General features: G+C 72.3%; 19 protein-coding genes. 8 read left to right on the top strand and 11 right to left on the bottom strand.

Annotation, left to right across the window (positions count from 1 at the left end; all coding sequences use genetic code 11):
• Positions 1-2 precede the first annotated feature (2 nt).
• The 3 genes from lhgD to hisN all read right to left on the bottom strand — a co-directional run bounded on the left by lhgD (position 3) and on the right by hisN (position 2,334).
• Positions 3-1,190: an L-2-hydroxyglutarate dehydrogenase gene (gene lhgD, locus AMA02S_RS10085; protein WP_067455254.1), complete on the bottom strand. Its 1,188-nt coding sequence runs from the start codon at positions 1,188-1,190 to the stop codon at positions 3-5.
• Positions 1,191-1,211: 21 nt separating this feature from the next.
• A complete protein-coding gene (locus AMA02S_RS10080; RefSeq protein WP_067455251.1) occupies positions 1,212-1,403 on the bottom strand; it encodes a tail-anchor membrane protein in 192 nt (63 codons plus the stop codon).
• A gap of 127 nt (positions 1,404-1,530) precedes the next feature.
• Positions 1,531-2,334, bottom strand: a complete 804-nt coding sequence (gene hisN, locus AMA02S_RS10075; protein WP_067456886.1) for a histidinol-phosphatase — start codon at positions 2,332-2,334, stop codon at positions 1,531-1,533.
• Positions 2,335-2,471: 137 nt separating this feature from the next.
• Between hisN and AMA02S_RS10070 the strand changes: the two genes are divergently transcribed.
• The gene (locus AMA02S_RS10070; RefSeq protein ID WP_157430489.1) at positions 2,472-3,323 is read left to right on the top strand and encodes a hypothetical protein; all 852 of its coding nucleotides are present in this window, start codon (positions 2,472-2,474) and stop codon (positions 3,321-3,323) included.
• 33 nt (positions 3,324-3,356) lie between these two features.
• On the opposite strand, the gene AMA02S_RS10065 is transcribed toward AMA02S_RS10070, so the two are convergent.
• From AMA02S_RS10065 to AMA02S_RS10035, 7 genes are all read right to left on the bottom strand, one after another.
• A complete protein-coding gene (locus AMA02S_RS10065; RefSeq protein ID WP_067455246.1) occupies positions 3,357-4,862 on the bottom strand; it encodes an FAD-binding oxidoreductase in 1,506 nt (501 codons plus the stop codon).
• A gap of 64 nt (positions 4,863-4,926) precedes the next feature.
• Entirely contained in the window at positions 4,927-5,892 is a 966-nt protein-coding gene (gene rsgA, locus AMA02S_RS10060; RefSeq protein WP_245667435.1) for a ribosome small subunit-dependent GTPase A, read from the bottom strand.
• Between the two features lie 58 nt (positions 5,893-5,950).
• Positions 5,951-7,237: a 3-phosphoshikimate 1-carboxyvinyltransferase gene (aroA, locus tag AMA02S_RS10055; protein WP_067455243.1), complete on the bottom strand. Its 1,287-nt coding sequence runs from the start codon at positions 7,235-7,237 to the stop codon at positions 5,951-5,953.
• A 44-nt stretch (positions 7,238-7,281) separates the two neighbouring features.
• A complete protein-coding gene (locus AMA02S_RS10050) occupies positions 7,282-8,649 on the bottom strand; it encodes a CHRD domain-containing protein (protein WP_067455242.1) in 1,368 nt (455 codons plus the stop codon).
• A 214-nt stretch (positions 8,650-8,863) separates the two neighbouring features.
• Complete coding sequence (locus AMA02S_RS10045) at positions 8,864-9,694, bottom strand: anti-sigma factor family protein (RefSeq protein ID WP_067455241.1); 831 nt, start codon at positions 9,692-9,694, stop codon at positions 8,864-8,866.
• Complete coding sequence (locus AMA02S_RS10040; protein WP_084264950.1) at positions 9,691-10,293, bottom strand: sigma-70 family RNA polymerase sigma factor; 603 nt, start codon at positions 10,291-10,293, stop codon at positions 9,691-9,693. The genes AMA02S_RS10045 and AMA02S_RS10040 overlap by 4 nt, the downstream gene beginning before the upstream one ends.
• Positions 10,294-10,416: 123 nt before the next feature.
• The gene (locus AMA02S_RS10035; protein ID WP_067455240.1) at positions 10,417-11,121 is read right to left on the bottom strand and encodes a DoxX family membrane protein; all 705 of its coding nucleotides are present in this window, start codon (positions 11,119-11,121) and stop codon (positions 10,417-10,419) included.
• A gap of 50 nt (positions 11,122-11,171) precedes the next feature.
• Between AMA02S_RS10035 and AMA02S_RS10030 the strand changes: the two genes are divergently transcribed.
• Both AMA02S_RS10030 and AMA02S_RS10025 read left to right on the top strand, forming a co-directional pair.
• Positions 11,172-11,948 (top strand): SOS response-associated peptidase, encoded by a 777-nt coding sequence (locus AMA02S_RS10030; protein ID WP_067455237.1) that lies wholly within the window; start codon positions 11,172-11,174, stop codon positions 11,946-11,948.
• A gap of 67 nt (positions 11,949-12,015) precedes the next feature.
• Positions 12,016-12,336: a TraR/DksA family transcriptional regulator gene (locus AMA02S_RS10025; RefSeq protein WP_084264949.1), complete on the top strand. Its 321-nt coding sequence runs from the start codon at positions 12,016-12,018 to the stop codon at positions 12,334-12,336.
• 213 nt (positions 12,337-12,549) lie between these two features.
• On the opposite strand, the gene AMA02S_RS10020 is transcribed toward AMA02S_RS10025, so the two are convergent.
• On the bottom strand, positions 12,550-13,386 hold the full coding sequence (locus AMA02S_RS10020) for a class I SAM-dependent methyltransferase (protein WP_067455233.1): 837 nt from the start codon (positions 13,384-13,386) through the stop codon (positions 12,550-12,552).
• Between the two features lie 216 nt (positions 13,387-13,602).
• On the opposite strand from AMA02S_RS10020, the gene AMA02S_RS10015 reads away from it, so the two are divergent.
• The 5 genes from AMA02S_RS10015 to AMA02S_RS09995 all read left to right on the top strand — a co-directional run bounded on the left by AMA02S_RS10015 (position 13,603) and on the right by AMA02S_RS09995 (position 18,922).
• Entirely contained in the window at positions 13,603-14,355 is a 753-nt protein-coding gene (locus tag AMA02S_RS10015; protein ID WP_439951588.1) for a sigma-70 family RNA polymerase sigma factor, read from the top strand.
• An 86-nt stretch (positions 14,356-14,441) separates the two neighbouring features.
• Positions 14,442-14,738 carry a mycothiol system anti-sigma-R factor gene (gene rsrA, locus AMA02S_RS10010; protein WP_067455230.1) on the top strand — a complete coding sequence of 99 codons (297 nt, stop codon included), beginning with the start codon at positions 14,442-14,444 and terminating at the stop codon, positions 14,736-14,738.
• A 39-nt stretch (positions 14,739-14,777) separates the two neighbouring features.
• Complete coding sequence (locus tag AMA02S_RS10005; RefSeq protein ID WP_067455227.1) at positions 14,778-15,707, top strand: NAD-dependent epimerase/dehydratase family protein; 930 nt, start codon at positions 14,778-14,780, stop codon at positions 15,705-15,707.
• Between the two features lie 517 nt (positions 15,708-16,224).
• The gene (locus AMA02S_RS10000) at positions 16,225-17,571 is read left to right on the top strand and encodes an HD-GYP domain-containing protein (RefSeq protein ID WP_067455224.1); all 1,347 of its coding nucleotides are present in this window, start codon (positions 16,225-16,227) and stop codon (positions 17,569-17,571) included.
• Between the two features lie 10 nt (positions 17,572-17,581).
• Entirely contained in the window at positions 17,582-18,922 is a 1,341-nt protein-coding gene (locus AMA02S_RS09995) for an HD-GYP domain-containing protein (RefSeq protein ID WP_067455221.1), read from the top strand.
• Positions 18,923-19,022 lie beyond the last annotated feature (100 nt).

The raw sequence follows: 19,022 nt of genomic DNA, 5'->3' as shown, positions 1-19,022 counted from the left end.
CGTCACAGGTTCGCGGTGACGTGCTCGGCGATCGCCAGGGAGGACGTCGCGGCCGGGGACGGCGCGTTGCGCAGCGTCGTGACCGGGCCGCGGCGTCCGATGCGGAAATCGTCCACCAGGGAGCCGTCGGGGTCCACCGCCTGGGCGCGGACCCCGGCGGGGGCGGGGACGACGTCGGCGACCGTCAGGTCCGGGACGAACGCCCTGGCCTCGGCCACGAAGGCGCGACGGACGGCCGAGCCGTACAGTTCCCGGACCCCGGTGCGCCAGTGGCGGCGGGCCAGGTGGCGGAAGCCTGGCCAGCGGAGGGTTTCCCACACGTCCGCCGGGTGGATGTCGCGTCGCCGGTATCCCTCCCTAGCCAGGGCCAGGACGGCGTTCGGACCGACGTCGACGCCGCCGTCCACGCGGCGGGTGAAATGGACGCCGAGGAAGGGGTAGCGGGGGTCGGGGACCGGATAGATGAGGCCCCGGACCAGGTCCGTCCGGTCGGGGACGAGGCGGTAGTACTCGCCGCGGAACGGGATGATCGCGGGGGCGGGGGAGTCGCCCGCCATGCGTGCCACGCGGTCGGAGTGCAGGCCCGCGCACACCACGAGGCGGTCGAAGACGAGCTCCTCGGAGCGGGAGGCGACGGTGACCGTTTCGCCTCTTCTGCCGAGCCGGACGACCTCGAAGCCCAGCCTGACCTCGCCGCCGCCCTTGGCGACGTCGTCGGCGAACGCGCGGGCCACCGCCGGGAAGTCGACGATCGCCGTGGTCGGGGAGTGCAGGGCGGCCACCCCGGTGGCGTGCGGCTCGATCTCGCGGAGCTCGGTGGCCGTCAGCCGCCGCAGACCCGGGACGCCGTTGGCCGTCGCGCGGCGCTCGATCTCCTCCAGCGGGCCCGTCTCGGCGGCGTTCCGGGCGATGACGATCTTGCCGCATTCCTCGTAGGGGAGGTTCCGGTCCGCACAGTATTCCTTCAGGAGTCCGATACCCCGGCGGCACAGCGTCGCCTTCAGCGAGCCCGGCGCGTAGTACAGACCGGCGTGCGCGACGCCGCTGTTGTGGCCCGTCTGGTGGGCCGCGACGCGGTCCTCCTTGTCGAGGACCGTCACCTTCACGTCCGGTCGGCTCTCGGTCAGCCGGCGCGCGATGGCCAGCCCGAGGATGCCCGCGCCGACAACACCGATCCTTGTCTCCGCCACACCCCGCACCCTACGGGGAGATCAACTCCCGAGGCGCTTGCGGCCCTGCGCGCGCACCCGCTTCCGCTGGGACGGGTCCAGCATCATGTAGGCGACGACGGGGAGGGCCACGAGTCCCAGCACGATGAGCAGGGCGATCAGGGGACCGAGGACGTTGAGGGCGATGATCGAGACCACCACACCGCCGATGACGTAGACGACTTTCTTTCCCATCCCTGCACCTCCGAGGCTCTCACCAGGTCAACGGCCGCCGTGAGGTCGTGGTTCCGGGACCGCCTGTCAATCCACGATATATCGCGTACGCAAAACCCGTTAGCCCCCGGTGATCGTGCCGGGGATGTCAGATACGGAGGGAGAGCTGGCCGCCGCCCAGGGTGCGCAGGACGTCGGCGTGCAGCTTGCCGTTGGTGCACACCACGCTGCCGCCGTCCGGGCCGGGCACGCCGGACAGGTCGGTGAACATTCCGCCGGCCTCCTCCACGATGACCTGGAGCGCGGCGAGATCCCACAGGGACACCTCGGGCTCGGCGGAGATGTCGATCGCACCCTCGGCGACCATCATGTGCGACCAGAAGTCGCCGAATGCCCGGGTCCGCCACACCTCACGGGTCAGGTCCAGGAACCGGGCGAGGCGGCCCTGCTCCTCCCAGCCGCTCAGGCTGGAGAACGACATCGACGCGTCCGACAGGTCCGAGACGGCGGAGACGTTCATCCTGGTCGCGCGGGTCAGGCTGCGGCCCGTCCAGGAGCCGCCGCCGCGCGCCGCCCACCAGCGGCGGTTCAGAGCCGGCGCCGACACGACGCCCACGACGATCTGGTCGTTCTCCATCAGCGCGATGAGCGTCGCCCAAACAGGGACGCCGCGGACGAAGTTCTTCGTGGCGTCGATCGGGTCGATGATCCAGCAGCGGTTCCCGTAGCCGGTCTTGCCGAACTCCTCGCCCACCACCGCGTCGCGTGGGCGGGCCCGCTTCAGCGTGCCGCGGATCTGCTCCTCCACGCTGCGGTCGGCGTCGCTGACCGGCGTCAGGTCCGGCTTGGTCTCGATCTCTAGATCGAGCGCACGGAAACGCCTGGTCGTGATGTCGTCGGCCCCGTCCGCCAGCACATGCGCGAGACGCAGGTCATCGGAATAGCCCGCCACGGCGTGCAACGCTACCCTGATCACGCGGGGCGCCGACACACTTACCCATGCGGTTCCGGCTTTTCGGTCGTCCCGGTTAGGGCGCGCCGAGGCGTTGCGGACCGTTCCCGGGGCGGTGAGATGGCAGCATGGGGCGCATGGCGCACGACCTTCCCGGGTGGGTGGCCGAGCTGACCGACCCACGCCGGGCCCAGACGCTCGACGAGCTCGCCGACCGCCTCGTCCCCCTGGCCGAGCACGCCATCGATGTCTCCCGTCGATTGCAGGCGCAGCTCAACGAGCTCAACGACCCGTTCAAGCGCGAGGCCCTCTACGGCCGGGTGGAACGATTGAAAGCCCGCGCGGGCGAGGCCCTGGAGGAGATCACGGCGGAGATCGCCGCCTCCGGGGAGGAGCGCATCGAGCGGGTGTGGGCCGACTGGGCCGAGCGCGCCGGGCCGGGCGACCGGGGCGCCCGCGAGCGGGAGCTGCGGCGCCGGCTCGACAGCGACATCGTGCCCGCACTGTCCAGGCAGCAGCAGGACGTGGCCGAGCGGGTCGCCGCGCGGACGTCGGCGGCGCTGGAGGAGGCGACGCAGACGCTGCTCACCCGCGTCGAGGAACTGGCCAAGGCCGTGACGGACCTCATCCACGAGGTGCTGCCGCTGGCCCGCGAGGGCCTGTCGTTGGCCAGCCGCATCTCCACGCTGTCGAGCCACGCCAGGAAGGCGGGCCGGGGCCCGATCCCCGGCGAACTCAAGGACGCGGGAGCCGAGACGGCTCGCGCGTTCGACGAGGCGGTCGCCCGGCTGGAGCTGGAGTGGGCCGCGCTGGGCGCCCGATCGGCGAGCGTTCGGGCGGCGCTGCGGGGCGCGGAGGAGAGCGCGTTCAGCCAGGTCACCGAAGAGATGACCCGGTGTGTCGAGGAGCTGGCGCCCGAGCATGTCAAGGCGTTGAACGAGGCCGAGGCCCGGGCCCGCACCCTGTTCGGTGAGCCGGCAGGCGGCTAGGGCGGACCCCGGGCGCCGTGCGAGCCCCGCCGGCTAGCTGATCGCCTGCGGGAAGGTGAACAGGTGGCCGGGGTCGTAGGCCGCCTTCGTCTTCGCGAGCCGTTCGAGGTTGGCGCCGTAGTAGGCGCGTGCCCAGCCCTTCAGCCCGCTGTCGACGTAGTTCACGTAGGCGGTGCCGCCGAGGTACGGCTCCATCGCCCGGTGCGTCCCGTCCAGCCAGGCATTGTCCGGCGCGAGGTACTGGACGCAGAACAGCGCCGCCCGGTGCGGGAACGCCGTGTCGCCCGGACGGATCCGCCCGATCGCCCCGCCCATCGCGTCCATCAGGACGGACCTGTCGCCGACGTCGTTGCCCTGCTCGAAGCGCCGCAGGAGCGCGCCGATGGCGACGTCCGGCAACGGGCGGTACGCGACATGCGACTTGCCGTTGTAGTCCGTCCTCGGGAAGGTGCCGCCGGGCCGCTGGCCGGGGAGCGAGCCCTGCCCATGGCACTGGTCGACGGTGCTTCCGGCGCAGCCACCCATGAACTTCATCGCGTCCATGTAGGTGCGGGTCCGCGCGCTGGACGTGCCGGGGTCGACACCGGTCGCGGCGGTCAGCCGGTCCAGGTACGGTCCGGCGTCGTCGAGCGCGACCCCGGAGACCTCGACGCTCGGGACGCCCTCGGACGGACGGCTGTTGAGCTGGAGGCTCGTCCAGACCCCGTCGGGGGCCGACGGGGCCCACCGCTGCCAGCCGCGGACCACCTCCGACGCCCGTGACCAGGGCCAGCGCAGGGAGAACGGCGTGACATCGCCGACCCGGTGCGTGCGGAACGCGAACGAGACCGCGACCCCGAAGTTCCCGCCGCCCCCGCCCCGGCACGCCCAGAACAGGTCGCGGTCGCGGTTCGCGTCGCAGGTCCGGATCCGCCCGTCCGCGGTGACGACGTCGATCGACTCCAGGACGTCGCAGGTGAGCCCGTACGCGCGGGACGTGACGCCGAGGCCGCCGCCCAGTGTCAGCCCGGCCACCCCGACCGTGGGGCAGCTTCCCGCCGGGACGCTCACGCCCTCGCGTGCGAGCCGGTCGTACAGATCGATCAGCCGGGTTCCCGCGCCGACGGTCGCGCGGTCCCCGTCCGGCGTCACCGTGCTCATCGCGGAGACGTCGATGACCAGGCCCGTACCCGTGGACCAGCCCGCGTAGCTGTGCCCGCCGCAGCGCACGGCCACCGGCACCCGGTTCTTGGCCGCGAACGCCAGGCACGTGCTCACGTCGCCGGGGGACGCGCAGTAGGCGATCCCCAGCGGCCGGATGCCGTCATATCGGGGGATGTAGAGGCGGCGCGCGTCGGAATAGGAGGCGTCGCCGGGACGGACGAGCCTGCCTGTGAGGTGCTTGGGCAGCGCGTTCCAGTCAGCCGGGGTGACGGTGGCTCCGGGGCGCCCGGCGGCGGGACGCGTCGCCCGCGTGGGCGGCGGCCGGTCCTCGTCGGAGCACCCGGCCGCGGCCAGACCGCCCAGCGCCGCCGCCCTGAGCACCGCTCGCCGTTCCATGCGGTCATTGTTTCGGCTCAGCGCGGCGCGCGGAACGTTTTCCGAAACGTCGCGACATGCCCGACTACTCGGCTTCGCCCTCGCGGCTGGAGAGCAGGCGGCGCAGGGAGTCCAGGCGTGCGCGGCTGGCACGGCCGTCCTTGACCCAGCCGTCCAGGCCGCAGTCGTCCTGGAGGTGGTCGCAGTGCGGCGGGCAGCGCTCCTCCGCACCCTCGGCGAGGTCGTCGAACGCGCGGACGACGTTCTCCGGCTTGACGTGCGCCAGCCCGAAGCTCCGCACGCCCGGGGTGTCGATGATCCAGCCGTCCCCGCCGGGCAGTTCCAGCGCGATGGCCGAGGACGAGGTGTGCCGGCCGCGCCCGGTGACGGCGTTGACGTGGCTGACCGCGCGCTCGGCATCCGGAACCAGCGCGTTGACCAGGGTGGACTTCCCCACGCCGGAGTGGCCGACGAGCACGCTGGTGTGCCCGGTCAGGTGCTCACGCAGCCCCTCCAGGTCACCGCCGCGTCGGGTCACGACGTAGGGGACGCCGATCGGCGCGTACTCGGAGACCAGCCCGGCGGGGTCGGCGAGATCGGCCTTGGTGAGGCAGAGCAGCGGGTCCATGCCGGCGTCGAAGGCGGCGACGAGCTGCCGGTCGATCATGCGGGGGCGGGGCTCGGGGTCGGCGAGCGCCGTGACGATCACGAGCCGGTCGGCGTTCGCGACGATGATCCGCTCGAACGGGTCGGTGTCGTCGGCGGTGCGGCGCAGCGACGACGTCCGGGGCTCCACCCGGACGATCCGGGCGAGGGTGTCGGTGTCGCCCGTCACGTCCCCGACCAGTGCGACATGGTCACCGACGACCACGCCCTTGCGGCCGAGCTCGCGGGCCCGCATGGCGGTGACGGCGCGTTCCCCGGGGGTCCCGGCGGCCACGAGGCAGCGGTAGCGGCCGCGGTCCACGGCGGTGACCAGCCCCGGCGAGGCGTCCTCGTGCGCCGGGCGGCGGCGGGTCCGCGGACGTGACCCGCGACGCCCGGGGCGCACCCGGACGTCGTCCTCGTCGTAGTCGCGTGCTCGTCGTGCCAGTGGTCCAACCCCTGTCTCAGGCGGGCGCCAGCATCGACGCCCACAACCGCGTGAAGTTCGGAAGAGTCTTGCCCACGGTGGCCGGATTCTCCACCTCCACACCGGGAACCGCCAGCCCCAGCAGGGCCGCGGCCATGACCATCCGGTGGTCGTCGTAGGTGTGGAAGACGCCGCCGCGCAGCGGCCTCGGCCGGATCTCCAGGCCGTCGGGCAGTTCGCGTGCGTCGCCGCCCAGTGCGTTGATCTCGGTGACGAGCGCTGCCAGCCGGTCGGTCTCGTGGCCGCGCAGGTGCGCGATCCCGGTCAGCCGGGACGGCGAGTCGGCGAGCGCGGCGAGCGCTGCCAGCACCGGCGTCAGCTCCCCGACCTCGTGCAGGTCGGCGTTCAGCCCGCAGAACCCGCCGGGGCCGCGCACGGTCAGGCCGTCCGGGCCCAGGGCGACCTCGGCGCCCATGTCGGCGAGCAGCCCGCGCAACGCGTCACCCGGCTGCGTCGTCTCGGCAGGCCAGCCGGGGACGGTCACCCGGCCGCCCGTCACCAGCGCGGCGCCGAGGAACTGCGCGGCATTGGACAGATCGGGCTCGATGCGCCACTCGCGGCTCCGGATCGGCCCCGGCGCGACGTGCCACACGTCCTCGCCGGTCTCGACCGCGGCGCCGGCGTCCCGCAGCATCTGGACGGTCATCGCCAGGTGCGGCGCCGACGGGACCGGCGGTCCCTCGTGCCGGACCTCCACGCCCTTCTCGAAGCGCGGCGCGGCCAGCAGCAGCCCGGACACCAGCTGCGACGACCCGGACGCGTCGATCGTGACCGGCCCGCCCGGCACCGCGCCCGTCCCCCGCACGGTGAAGGGGAGCGCGCCACGCCCGTCGTCGTCGATGGTGGCGCCGAGCGCCCGCAGCGCGGAGATGATCGGGCCCATCGGCCGCTCGCGGGCGCGCGGGTCGCCGTCGATCGCGACCTCGCCGGACGCGAGCGCCGCGACCGGCGGCAGGAACCGCATCACGGTGCCGGCGAGGCCCACATCCACCCGGGCCGGGCCGGTCAGATCGGCCGGGAGGACCTGCCAGTCGGCGTGCTCTCCGCCGGTTCCGTCTTCGCCGACCCCGGCACCCAGGGCGCGCAGCGCCGCGGCCATCAGCTCGGTGTCCCTGCTGTGCAGGGGGCGGCTGATGCGGGTGGGGTCCTCGGCCAGCGCGGCGAGGACCAGCGCCCGGTTCGTCATCGACTTCGAGCCGGGCAGCGGCACGGTGGCGTCGATGGGGACGCGTGCGACCGGGGCCGGCCAGTGCGGTACGGACATACCCGCAAGGCTAGCGGCCCCGGTCGGACGGAGGGTTGTGAAGATCAGCCGATGAAGAGGTAGTCGGCCTTGTAGGGGACACGGGCGACGGGCCGCGTGGCCGGGTCGCAGGCGCCGTCCGGGGCGACGCCGCCGACCGTGTTCAGCCGCAGGATCTGCGTCGTGCTCGACAGCAGGCCGCCCTGCGTGCCGGTCTGGGTCGCGTCCAGGACCAGCTCGGGGATGTTGCCGGGGCCGTTCGGGGTCTTGGTCACGGCCTTGCCCGTCACGGCGCTGCCGTCGGCGGCGATCCACTGCGGCGGGCCGGTCGGACCGGGCTTGACGAACGAGTGGCGGATGGAGTCCTCCAGCACCGCGGCGACGCCGTCCTGGGTGAAGGCGTTGCCGCCGGACGGCTGGGGGGTGCAGCGGTAGATCTGCACGCCTTCGACGACGGCCTTGGTGAACGCGCGGGGCGTGCGGCCGGGGGCGGGGGCGAGCTGGCCGCGCACCGCGCCGCCGGGGAACTCGGCGGTGTGCAGGTTGGTGTAGAAGCCGCCCGGGGCGTGCGCGATCTGCCGCGCGAGGTCGGGTGCGATCTGCGATGTGCCGGCGATGCCGGTCACCGAGGCCGGGAGCCCGGACGGCGCGGCGAACAGGTCCGCCACGACCGGGCCGTTGGCGCCCCGGGCGCCGCGGTGGATGTGGCCGAGGGTCGGTGGCGCGATGGACGACCAGGTGAGGTTCCACGCCAGCGTCCCGTCGTGGGGGCGGGCGAGCCCGGTCGCGCGGCCGTCGGGGTCGCCGGTCGGCTTGCCGTCCGGCGCCGGGATCTCCTGCGCACCGTCCGCGATGGACTGTAGCGTCGAGGGCGAGCCGCCGTTGAGGACCCCGTTGAGGTCGGCGGGCCGGCTCAGCTTGTGCAACTGGCCCCGCACGGCCCCGCCGGGGAACTCACCGGTGTGCAGGTTGGCGTAGAGGCCGCCCGGGTCCTTGCGGAGCTGGTCGAGGGTGGCCTTGTCGGTGATCTTGACGGTGCCCGTCACGGCCCTGGCCGAGCCCGGCAACGCCCCGGCGAAGAACGGCACCTTGACCGCGCCGTTCGTCCCGGCGGCGCCCAGGTGGATGTGCCCGGCGGTCGGGGCCGCGATGTTCTGCCAGCGCAGCGCGTACCAGAGGCGGTCCCCCTGGATCCGCAGCACGGCAAGGGCCTTGCCGTCCTGGTCTCCGACGGCCGGGCCGCCCTGCGTCGGCACCTCGTTGCGGCCGTTCAGGCTCGCGGCCAGAAAGGTCACCTCGCCCTTCGGCCCGGCGGCCGTCCCGGCCTGGGCTCCGGCGAATCCGGCCATCCCGGTGGCGCCCGCCACGCCCGCGCCCGCGGCGATGAAAGCGGCGGCGGCGAGCGCCGGAAGAGCGATTCTACGAATGGACATGGAATTATCCCTGGTCTCTAGGATTGTCCGCCACTTCGGCTGTGCGGAACGTTGTTTCCCTTTCAACCAGTCGCACGGACGGCGGCCCGCACAGGGTTCAGCGGGATCGAAAACTTTTTGTCCGACCGTTCAATGGAGCGTGCCATTAATGACGATAAAACCGCCCGGCGCGGCAGGAATGCCGGGCCGGGCGGTCTTGTACGCAGATCGGGAATCAGAGTGGAATGGTCAGCAGGACCGGGCCGCCGTTGTCGACCACGACCTCGAAGCGGCTGAGATCCTTGCGGAGGATCCCGGTACCACCGTGTGTCACCAGCGGGGCGGGCGAGCCGGGCACGCCGTACCCCTTGGGCGGGACCTGCCAGCCGGTGACGACGCTGCGCTCGCCGTTGCGCGACACCGCCTCCAGATGGCACCGCAGCGGGCCCTTGACGCCCCGCAGTTCCAGCCCGACGTGTGTTCCCCAGCCCTTGCTCTCCAGCCCGACGACGCCGGACGCGCCCGTCCCCGTGTTGGCGGCCTGGTGGCGCTCACCCCAGATGACCAGGGCCTGTGCCGGGCCGTGCCCGGCGTGCTGGTCGGGGGACACGCTCTCGTTGTCGAGTGAGGTACCGATGGTCACCCCGGTGGCGAGCAGCGCGGCGGCCGCCACCGTCCCGATGATGTAGGTCCCGCGCCGAAACCGGCGCTCGGCCCGCTGTCGCCGGCGCAGCATGTCGATGACCGGTGCCGCCGCGGCGGACGGGTCCTCCTCGCCCGGCTCCCGCGGGCTGAGGGTCGACACCGTCCCGGGCGGGCGCCCGGACGTGCCGCCGGCCCCGTCGAGCCGGTCGGGGCCGTCGGGCGGCTCGTCCGCCACCTGATCCGCCGACGCCAGGAACGGTCCGATCCCGGAAAGGGCCCGCGCCATTCCCGTCATCTGCCGGAGCTCTTCCGAACAGGACTCGCAATCGCTGAGGTGCACCTCGAAGGCGCGGCGGTCACCGTCCTCCAAAAGGCCCAGCGCATAGGCGCCGACGTCGGTGTGCTCGACCTGGGAGCTCATGCCGTCACGCCCCTTTCCTCCAAGGCCACGCGCAATGCGCGCAATGCGTAGTACACACGGGACTTGACCGTTCCTACCGGGATCCCGAGCGCCTCGGCGGCCTGGTTCACCGTCCGGTCGCGCAATACCGTCTCGGTCAGTGCCTGCCGGTGCGCGGGCGAGAGCGAGGCGAGCGCCTCCGCCACGACGACCTTGTGCAGCAGGCCGTCCATCTCGTCCGCCATCGGCAGGTTCTCCAGGGGGCTGTCGCCTACCTCCGGCGGCCGGACCTCCCGGTACCGCCGGTTGTCGATGACGATACGCCGGGCGACCGTGGCGAGCCAAGGCATCAGCGATGCCGTGCGGTCGTCCAGCCGGTCGGCGCTGCGCCACGCGCGGATCATGGTCTCCTGGACCACGTCCTCGGCCCACTGGCGGTCGCCGCCGGTGAGCCGCAGGACGAAGGCCAGCAGAGGGCGATGGTAATCGCGATACAACTCGGCGACGATGCGCTCGTCGTCGTCTGCCGATCTCGGCTGCGGCCGGGCGGGCCCGCCGGGCCTGCGGATAAGGCTCCGCAGCCCGCCGGTCCGGCGTCCGGTCGATCCGGGTGCTGCCATGGCCGGGCGTCTCCGTCAGGTCGGGGGAACGGGCGGTCAGCCAGCAGTACGGGACCGCACCGGCGCGCGGTTCAACCGATTTGAGCCTCTTTTAAGGTTGTCTTCGGGAAGTGGCCGCGGACCTCAGCGCCGGGAGCCCGCCATCGCACGGCTCTTCCTGGCCGTGGCCTTGACCGACTTGCCCGCCTTGGCCGCTCTGCCGGCCGCGCCGGCCCGCGCCGCCTTCGCGCTCTTGGCGACCTTCGTGACCCTCGTCCCGGACCTGGCCGCCTTCCGGGCGCCCTCGGCGCGGGCCTGCCGCACCTGGCGCGCCGCCTCCCGCCGCGCGTCCTTCAACGTCGCGGCGGCCTCGCGGCGCAGCGCCTTGGCCTCCGCGCCGCTCCTGATCTGCGTCTCCCGCGCCCGCCGGCGCAGTTCGGCGGTCCGCGGCGCGCGCCGCGGCTCGCCCGCCACCATGAGCAGCGCCCCGAACAGCCCGGCGTTCTTCAGCAGGTGGGACCGCTCGTTCGCGCGGCGCTCCGGGTCGTCCTCGGTCCAGTAGCGGTGCTCGGTCGCCAGCGCGGGCAGCAGCTGCGCCGCGAGCAGCAGCGTGGTCAGCCGCCGGAACCTGCCGGTCAGCAGCAGCGCGCCGGTACCGAGGCTCACCGCCCCCTCGATCCGGACGAGCGCCTCCGGGTCCTTCGGCAGCCACTCGATCCGGTCCGCGATCGGCTTGACGGACGGGCCGACCTGCTCGGCCCGCCCGCGCGGATCCCGGAGCGCGTCCAGGCCGGACATGATGTACGGCGCCGCCACGAACGGGCGGGCCAAGGTCGTGATGGGTCGCATGACCCGCTACATGCCCACCGCGCCGCGCCTCAAGCGGGCAGGATGGAGGCATGTGCGGTCGCTATGCCACCACCCGGGCGCGTCAGGAGCTGCTGGACGAGTTCCAGGTCCAGTTCGACGCCGTCGACGGGGACATCGAGCCCGACTACAACGTCGCCCCCACCAAACAGGTCCCCGCCGTCCTCACCCGGCGCCCCAAGGACGCCCCCGAGGAGGAGGCCGCCGTCCGCCAGCTGCGGACGTTGCGGTGGGGCCTCGTACCGTCCTGGGCCAAGGATCTGTCCATCGGCTCCCGCATGATCAACGCCCGGGTCGAGACGGCGCACGAGAAGCCGTCCTACCGCCGCGCGTTCGCCAAGCGCCGCTGCCTGCTCCCCGCCGACGGCTACTTCGAGTGGTACACCCTCCAGGGCCAGGACGAGCCCGCCGAGAAGAAGAGCAAGAAACCGCAGAAGCAGCCGTTCTTCATCCACCCCAAGGACGACGCGCTCATGGCCATCGCCGGCCTCTACGAGCTGTGGAAGAACCCCGCTGACGAATGGGTGTGGACCTGCACGGTCATCACCACCGACGCGCCCGACGACCTCGGCCGCATCCACGACCGGATGCCGATGGTGGTCGAGCCCGACCGCTGGCAGGCCTGGCTCGACCCCGCGCTGACTGACGTCGAGGAGGTGCGCGGCCTGCTCGTCCCCGCCATGGCCGGGACGATGGAGGCCTACCCCGTGTCAAAGGCGGTCAACAACGTGAAAAACAACGGGCCACAACTCATAGAACCATCGACGAACGGGGATAGTCTCGGCAACGATTCCGACGCCCTGTTCTGACCGCCGTCCCCCAGCGGCCGGAAGTGAGCCCCCCGCCAGGGACCGCCCGGGAGGAGCCCGGACCACCGTGGACACCGACGCCGCCCGCTCCCGCCTTGAGGCCATGGTCGACGGCTTGGATCGCTCCATAGCGATCCTCCGGAGCGAGCACCCCGGCCGGGACGGCTCCGCCGCCGACGCCGGCTCCGGCCTCACCGACAGCGACCGGGTCGAGGCCGCCCTCGAATCCCTGGAACGCCACCGCGACGCCGTGACGGCGGCCCTCGCCCGCATCGCCGCCGGTACCTACGGCCGCTGCCTCGGCTGCGGCGGCCCCGTCCCCGAAGGCCGCCTGGAAGCCCGCCCCGACGCCGCCCGCTGCCTCCCCTGCCAGGAGCTGTGTGAATAGCTGTTCTTAATTGCAGTGCCCTTGGCGGTCGGGCCTGGCGGCCCTTCCTTCGGCGGGTACTGCGGCGATCGCTGCATCGCTTTCGACTCGCCCTAGGGGGCTCGCTTCGCGATCAGGTTCTCGCTCCGCTCGCACCTGCCTTCGGACGCGATCGCCATGGGAGGTCGTTGGCGCTTGGGGTTACTACCTTTGGCGGTGCTGCGGTCGTGGGGGTCAGGGGTCTTGGGTGATCCTTCTGGCGCTGGCGAGTAGGTGGATCCCCAGGGAGTCGTCGGCCGGCGGGGCGTTGAGCTCGGTGCGGACCAGGCGGGGGAGGGCTCGGGGGGACGAGGAGAGGACGTGCTCCACGGCTGAGGGGGACAGGACGGTGCGGGGTCTGATCCACTCCACTTCCAGGCCGGCCTCGGTGAGGAGTTCGCGCAGTTGGTCGGCCCAGAAGCAGCGGGTGATCGTCCCGTCCGGCCAGGGGACGAGGACGACCTCGGCGGACGGGACGTCCGACAGATGGGCCCAGTAGTTCTGCTCGGCCAACAGGGCCATGCCGAGCGTCAGGGAGTCGACGCACAGCAGGACACGGCCCCCGGGACGCAGGACGCGGGCGATCTCGGTGACCGTCGCCTCGGTGGCGAGATGGCGGGACAGGACGCGGTTCTCGGCGATGACGGCGTCCATGGAGGCGTCGGCGACGAACGGGAGGGCACCGGAATCGCCGGCCACGACGGTTGCGCTGCGTCCCCTTGCGGACTGTCCGTTTCCCTGCTGACGGTGCCCGTTACCGGACGCCACGCGCCCACCGGAGCCGGGGCGTTCCAGCATGGGGTCCCGGACCTCCAGGACGGAGTGGCCGGCCCCGGCGGCCCGCCGCGCGCTGCGGCCGCGGTCGCCGGAGATGTCCAGCACTCGTGCCGGGCGGCGCGGCAACCAGCGTGTGAGCTGGGCTTCCGCCACCGCCCAGTAGAACGTCCAGTAGCTCGCCAGCGAGTCCCCGGCCCCCTCCGAGGGGGCGTCGCGCAGGCTGGCGATGGTGGGCTCGGGAGGTCGCGCCGGCACCGGTAGCAACGGTTTGCTCCTGTTCTCGCCATGTATGTGACTTCTTTCCCCGTCTGGCCCCGGTCATCACCCTCCGTACAGGTCAGGGTCGGTCATCCCCGGCCCGCGGGAAAACTTCCGGAAACCCTTTTGCAAGCCGCCCCCGGTCAGGGAATCGGCGGGGGCGCCCCGGCGTTGCACCGTCTCACAAACACCAGTACAGCGGAGGTGCGACTGATGACCACAGCCGTTGCCGATCTCAGGCGGAGCGCCGAGATGGCGGCGCCGCCCGGCGACGCGAAGGCCCCCGCCCGCGTGAGCAGGCCGCGCGGACCGATATCGTCTGTGGGGTACGACGCCGCCGGCGTCGCCACAGTCAAGGGGGTGGGTCAGGTACCGGGCACCACGGAGACCGTGGAGCAGCGCCAGGAGCGGTTCCAGCGCGACGTGCTCCCGTTCTTGGACCAGTTGTATTCGGCCGCGCTGCGCATGACGCGCAACCCGGCGGACGCCGAGGATCTCGTTCAGGAGACCTTCGCCAAGGCGTTCGCGTCCTTCCACCAGTTCAAGGAAGGCACCAACCTCAAGGCGTGGCTTTACCGCATCCTGACCAACACGTTCATCAACTCCTACCGTAAGAGGCAGCGCCAGCCCCAGCAGGCCGCCACCGAGGAGATCGAGGACTGGCAGCTCGCCCGTGCCGAGTCGCACACCTCCAGCGGGCTGAAGTCCGCCGAGGCCGAGGCGCTGGAGCACCTGCCCGACTCGGACGTGAAGCGGGCGTTGCAGGAGTTGCCCGAGGAGTTCCGCATCGCGGTCTACCTCGCCGACGTCGAGGGCTTCGCCTACAAGGAGATCGCCGAGATCATGGGCACGCCCATCGGCACCGTGATGTCGCGCCTGCACCGGGGCCGCCGGCAGCTGCGCGGCATGTTGGAGGACTACGCCCGCGACCGCGGTCTCACGCGCGCGAGCAGGGGCCCCGCATGAGCCGGGAGAGCGCCCGCCGCGCGGAGCCAGGAGACATGTCGGACACCGCGCCCGCCCACGCGGTGCTTGAGGAGGGTGAGTGAGCCATGAGTTGTGGCAACCACCACGAGACGCCGTGCGACGAGGTGCTCGCGCGGATCTACACCTATCTTGACGGCGAGCTCGACCAGGGGGGCTGCGGCGAGGTGCGCGACCACCTCGACGAGTGCGGGCCCTGCCTGCGCGAGTACGGGCTGGAGGAGGCCGTCAAGAAGCTCGTGAGCAAGTCGTGCGGCTGCGAGCAGGCGCCGGACGATCTGCGCAGCAAGGTCCTCGGCCGCATCGAGGAGATCTGCGGCGAGATCCGGACGGCCGGCGACGCCGGGAAGTCCGAGACCGCCTGAGCGGGCCGCACGCCGGGGTGCCCTCGGTATCGTGCGAAGGTGCTCGTTCTCGTCACCGGCGCGGCCGGATTCATCGGATCCCATCTCGTCGACCGGCTCCTCGCCGACGGCCACGAGGTCGTCGGCGTGGACGACCTGTCGTCGGGCTCCACCTCCAATCCCGGCATGGACCTGTGGGAGATGGACGTGGCGGACCCGGCGCTGACCGGGCGTGTCGCGGCGCGCCGCCCCGAGGTCGTCTGCCATCTCGCGGCGCAGGTGAGCGTGCGTGCGAGCGTCGCCGACCCGTTGCGTGACGCCCGGGTGAACGTGGTCGGTACAGCGAACGTGCTGGAGGCGGCGCGGGCGGCGGGCGCGCGCAAGGTGGTCTTCACCTCCAGCTGTGCGGTGTACGGGGTGCCGGACGCACTGCCCGTCTCGCCCGGCGCCGAGCTCCGGCCGGCCTCGCCGTACGCGGCGTCGAAGGTGTCCGGCGAGATCTACGCGCGGATGTACCGGGACCTGCACGGCATCGACTTCACCACGCTGACGCTGGCCAACGTGTACGGGCCCCGGCAGACGCCCGAGGGCGAGGCCGGCGTGATCTCGATCTTCACCGACGCGCTGCTGGCCGGGCGTCCGACGCGCATTTTCGGCGACGGCGGGCAGACCCGCGACTACGTGCACGTCCTGGACGTCGTGGACGCGTTCGCCCGCGCGACCGGCGACCAGGGCGGCGGCGGGCGGTTCAACGTGGGCACCGGGCTACAGACGACCGACCGGAAGCTGCATTCGCTCGTCGCGGACGCGGCGGGCGCGCCCGACGAACCCGAGTTCGTGCCGCCCCGGCTCGGTGACCTCCCCGCCATGGCCGTGGACCCGCGCCTGACGCGTGAAGCCCTCGGCTGGATGGCCAAGTTCGGCCTGCGGGAAGGGTTGGCCGACACTGTCGCCTGGGCACGGGAACGGAGCACCGCCGGGCGCCCTTGAACGTGACATGAGAGGGGCGCGACTGCTTTCGGGCCTGATTCTGACTGCGTTTGTGACTTGCCGTGGCAGTGCACGTGCATTGTGTGTTGCATCGAGCGTTTGAAGGCAAACGACAGCCGCCTTTCCGGACGGACAAATGATCACGTGAGGTGACGATTGGTTCACGCTTTGCTCACGATTCTCCGCTTGCCTGTGTGGCTCGGGCCGCGAGCGTTAGGCTTGTGCCGAAATCAGCGACGGGAGCAAGTGCACGCCCCGGAAATCGGGGTATGTGCTCGCCCGGGAGGACCGGGGCCAGAGGGTCCCGGCGGCCGGCCGCGAGGCCGGACGGCCCGGATCGGCGGGGGGAGGCAGAGCAAGCATGAAGCGTGAGATGCCGGCCGGTGACGACCGGCACCCGAGCGCCTCGGCGTCGTCGTCGCTGATGATGCCCAAGGGCGTGTCCTGGGTCTAGTGCCGGCAGGCACGACCGATCCCGGCGGCGGCCCGCTCATTCGTCACTCCCGAGGGGGCGGCAATGCGTGGACTTCCTCCTGCTGCCTGGGCGTACGTGTGCGGTGTGGCCGCTCTCGCGGCGGGGCTCATCGCGACGTCGTCCTTCGCGAAGCTGGACTGGACCAAGCTGGCCGTGCTGGCCGTGCTCTTCCTTGTCTGCGACTCCGCGCCCGCCCGCCTGAACGTCGAGCGCGCACGTGTCTCGCTCAGCTTCGCCGCGAGCCTTGCCTCCGTGGTGCTGCTCGGCCCCGAGGGGGCGGCATTGCTCGGCGTCTGCGCGCTCGTCACCGGGCAGCGGTTCTTCGCACCGGTCAAGCGGGTGTTCAACGGCGCCCAGTTCGCCATCAGCGGCTTCATCGCCGGAACGGTCTTTCGCCTTCTCGGCGGGCTTGAGTTCAAGCCCGGCAAGGCCCACTGGGTGGAACATGTCACCGGTCCCTTCCTCGGCGCGCTCGTCACGTTCGTCCTGGTCAATCTGTCGCTCATGGCCGGGGTGCTGCTGCTGAGCCGGCAGGCCGCGCCGCGCGAATTGCTGCGCGAGAGCGGCCAGCTCGCGTTCGGCTGTCTCGGCTTCGGCATGTTCGGCCTGCTGATCGCCGGCCTGTACCCGCGTGTCGGCCCGCTCTCCGCCGTCCTGGTGCTGCTGCCGCTGTTCGTCGCGCGGTGGGCGCTGGAACAGGCGCACGCGCAGCAGCAGGCGCACGCCGCGACCCTCGCCGCGCTGTGCCAGGCGGTCGAGACCAAGGACTTCTACACCCGCGGCCACTCCGAACGGGTCTCCCGCGGGTCGGTGATGATCGCCCAGGAGATCGGCATGCGCGCCGACCGCGTCGAGGCCATCCGGTACGCCGGCATGTTGCACGACGTCGGCAAGCTCGGCGTCCCCACCAAGGTGCTCCAGAAGTCGGGCTCGCTGACCGAGGAGGAGTTCGCCGCGATCCAGCTGCACCCGATGCGCGGGCTGGAGATCGTCCGGGAGATCGGGTTCCTGGACGAGGCGCTCGCCGGGATCATGCACCACCACGAGAAGATGAACGGCCGCGGCTACCCGATGGGCCTCGCCGGCGACGAGATCCCCGAGTTCGCCCGGGTCATCTCCGTCGCCGACGCGTTCGACTCCATGACCTCGACCCGCTCCTACCGCGCCGCCCGCACCACACGGGAGGCCGTCCGGGAGCTGCGCCGCGGCATGGGCGACCATTTCGACCCGGCGATGGTCGAGGCGTTCCTGCGGGCGCTGGAGCGGGACGGCTGGGATCCGCCCGACCCGGTCGTCCTGCCGGACGACGACGTCGTCGAGACCACCCAGCAGGACCACGACGACCCGAGCGCGCCGCTCAAGGTCGCCGGCGACGAAGCGCGGCGGTGACACGCCCCCCATGACCAACACCAAGATGCGGACCCGGGAGCGGGCCGCGTGGCAGACCATCGACTCCGGCCAGCTCCTGCTGATCGCCACCGCCGGCCTGTTCGTCATCGTCGCGATCACCCAGGTCGCCGCCGTGCGCCTCGTCCAGCCCGACATCGCGATCATCTTCGGCGTGCTGATCGCGCTGGGCGAGCTGTTCCGGATGGTGATGCCCGGCAACCGCGAGGTCGCGCCCATCGCCAGCGCCGGCGCCACGGGCTACGCCCTGTTGGTCGGCGTCGGCCCCGAGAACGCCCCGCCCGGCGCGCCGCTCGGCGTCGAGGCCGCCGCGCACTCCCCGCTCCAGGTCGTCGCGGTGACCGCCGCCGGGATGCTCGTCGGCTCCCTGCCGCACATCGCCGTCGGCCGCTCCCCCCGGCCGGACGCCATGGCGCGCCGGCTGTTCACCGTCGCCGTGGTCGCGCTGTGCTTCCGGCCGCTGCTGTCGTTCCACCTGCCCTGGCAGCTGCTGCTGGCGGTGATGGGCGTGGCCGTGGTGGCCTCCTGTTTCACCGACGTGCTGATCGCCGCGATGATCCGGGCGGAGGCCGTCCGGGCCCGGTTCGGCATCGCGCTGCGGGACGAGGTGGACGCCAAGCTGGGGCTGTGCGCGGCCACCAGTGCCACCGCCATGCTGATCGCGGTCGCGACCACCGCGATGGGCGAGGCCGCACTGCTGATCTTCACGGTGCCGATCCTGGTCACCCAGTTCGCGTTCCGCCGGTACGCCGGGATCCGCGCCACCTATCTGCAGACCGTCCGGGCCCTGTCACGGGTCACCGAGGTCGGCGGATACGTCGAGACCGGGCACTCGCGGCGGGTGTCCCAGCTCGCGGTGGCGATGGGGCGCGAGCTCGGCATGTCGGAGGAGGAACTGCTCGAACTGGAGTACGCGGCGCTGATGCACGACATCGGGCAGCTGTCCCTCGGCGACCCCATCCCCGGCGGCGCCACCGTGCTGGCCTCCCCGGCCGAGCAGCGCCGCATCGCGGAACTGGGTGCAGAGGTGATCAAACAGACCGGAGTGCTGGACCGCGTCGCCCACATCGTCCGGCTGTCGTCCCACCCGTACCGGACGGGCCGTGAGACCGCAGCCGGCGACCCCGCCGCGGCGTCCCGTCCCGTCCCACCGCCGCTCGCCGGGCGCGTCATCAAGGTCGCCAACGCCTACGACGACCTCGTCGGCGACTCCGCCGACCGCGACCGCGGCGCCGCCGTCCTGGAACGGCTGCGGCTCGACTCCGCCGCCGAGTACGACCCGACCGTCGTCGAGGCGCTGAGCCGCGTCGTCGACCGCCGTCCCCGGTCCTGACGGCGGGCACAAATCAACGATCCCCTATTTGTGGGTCCCGGCCGGACGCGGGGACGCGGCGGGCACTAGTGTCGGCCGGGTCGGCCCGCCCCGACCACCG

This window comes from Actinomadura macra NBRC 14102, assembly GCF_001552215.1.
GTDB classification, from domain to species: Bacteria; Actinomycetota; Actinomycetes; order Streptosporangiales; family Streptosporangiaceae; genus Spirillospora; species Spirillospora macra.
Note: the sequence above shows the minus strand (reverse complement) of the source record. Positions and strands in the feature narration are given on the sequence as shown.